The organism is Mesorhizobium sp. M2E.F.Ca.ET.209.01.1.1 (assembly GCF_004010375.2).
Classification (GTDB): Bacteria; Pseudomonadota; Alphaproteobacteria; order Rhizobiales; family Rhizobiaceae; genus Mesorhizobium.
In genome coordinates, this window is sequence record NZ_SADP02001116.1 from 1 (window position 1) to 294 (window position 294).

General features: G+C 73.5%; 1 pseudogene. It reads right to left on the reverse strand.

The window, feature by feature from the left end:
- Window positions 1-294, reverse strand: a pseudogene (locus tag EN852_RS42045) (hypothetical protein); the annotation flags it as partial.

The following is a 294-nucleotide window of genomic DNA, read 5'->3' on the forward strand; positions in this document are numbered from 1 at the left end:
GCGCCGTAGCGCAGCGCGTTGTCCAGCAGGTTGCCCAGCGCCTCGCGCAGCAGCTGCGGATCACCTTGCACCTGCACACCGTCGTCGGGTCCGTCGTAACCCAGGTCCACGTCGGCCGCCAACGCACGGTCGGCGTAGCGCTCGACCACGCCCCGCGCCAGCGCGGCCAGGTCCGGTGCGCGACCGGCGCGGTCCAGCGGGTGGCCCTTGGGCACCACCACCAGCCGCCGCCAGCGGAACAGGGGAACCGCGATGCCATCGGTCGGTTCGCCGCCAGCGGTGCTGATGATCGCG